Here is a 1,425-nt window from a genome sequence, read left to right on the forward strand (position 1 = left end):
ACGCTCTCGGAGAACCAGGCCGAGCACGTGCAGAAGTCGTTCGATCAGATGGACACCACCCGCAGCAGGCGGGTGCTGCTGGAGGGCTGGGAAAAGTTCCACGAGCCGGTGGACCGGATCGTGTCGATCGGCGCGTTTGAGCACTTCGGTCGCCAGCGCTACGGCCGCTTCTTCAAGATGGCCTACCAAGCGCTGCCGCCAGGCGGAGTGATGTTGCTGCACACCATCGTTCGGCCGTCGTTCAGGGATGCCCGCGCCAGGGGCATGAAACTGACCCACGAGATCGTCCAGTTCTCGCAATTCATCCTGGCCGAGATCTTTCCCGGCGGCTGGCTGCCGACCCCGCAGACCGTCGGCGAATACGGGGTCACGGCGGGCTTCGACCTGACCCGGGTCCAGTCGCTGCAGTTGCACTACGCCAGGACACTGGATCTATGGGCCGAGGCGCTCGAGGCGAATCGCGAGCAGGCGTTGGCCATCCAGTCTCAGGAGGTCTACGACCGCTACATGAAGTACCTCACCGGCTGCGCGAAGCTGTTCCGGGAGGGCTACACCGACGTCAACCAGTTCACGTTGGAGAAGTGACCGGCTCACCATAGGCACTCAGCCCCAACGGATCACCGTTGTGCGCTGAAATGCTGTGAGCTACTTGACCAACGTGAATTGCCCCACGTTGCTGATGCCCTTGCGGAAGAAGTTCTCGCACCCGGTCAGATAGTGCATGTACTTGTCGTAGATCTCCTGGGACTGGAGAGCGATCGCCTTCTCCTTGTTGGCTTCCAGATTCGCCGCCCAGATGTTGAGGGTCCGCGCGTAATGCTCCTGCAGCAGCTGCACCCGCTCGATCGAGAAGCCCGCGGCCTCGCCGAATTTGAAAATGTCTTTCTGCGCCGGCAACTGACCCCCGGGGAAAATCTCCTGGCCGATGAAGCGCGCGAATCGAATATCGCTCATCGTCAATGTGACGCCCAGTGCGGGATATTCCTGCCAGTGATACATCAAGATCGTATGCAAAAGCATCCGGCCATCATCGGGAAGGATGTCGTAGGCGCGTTCAAAAAATGCGGAATAGCGTTCCATCTTGAATGCTTCGAAGGCGCCGATGGAGACAATCCGGTCGACTTTGTCTTCGAACTCTTCCCAGCCCTGCAGGCGCACCTCGATGTTGCGGTTGGTCGGCAGGCCGGCCAGCTTGTTCTTGCTGTACTCGAACTGGTTGCGGCTCAGCGTAATTCCGATGACATTGACGTCATATTTCTCGACAGCCCGCTTCAGCGCGCCGCCCCAACCGCAACCGATGTCGAGCAGCGTCATCCCGGGCTCGAGCTTGAGCTTTCCCAGCGCCAGATCGATCTTCGCGATCTGCGCCTCCTCGAGGGTCATGTCCTCACGCTCGAAGTACGCGCAGCTGTAGGTCTGGGTGGG

The 1,425-nt window shown here is 60.2% G+C and carries 2 protein-coding genes; one reads left to right on the forward strand and one right to left on the reverse strand.

The annotated features are described in order from the left end of the window. Window positions 1-585 (forward strand): class I SAM-dependent methyltransferase (locus tag A5686_RS28480; RefSeq protein WP_067929809.1); only part of this gene is annotated, 585 nt, incomplete at its 5' end. Between the two features lie 60 nt (window positions 586-645). Here A5686_RS28480 and A5686_RS28485 read toward each other — a convergent pair. Continuing rightward, window positions 646-1,425 (reverse strand): cyclopropane mycolic acid synthase family methyltransferase (locus tag A5686_RS28485; protein ID WP_156750166.1); only part of this gene is annotated, 780 nt, incomplete at its 5' end.

The sequence above is a fragment of the Mycobacterium sp. E2479 genome (assembly GCF_001667925.1).
GTDB lineage: Bacteria > Actinomycetota > Actinomycetes > Mycobacteriales > Mycobacteriaceae > Mycobacterium.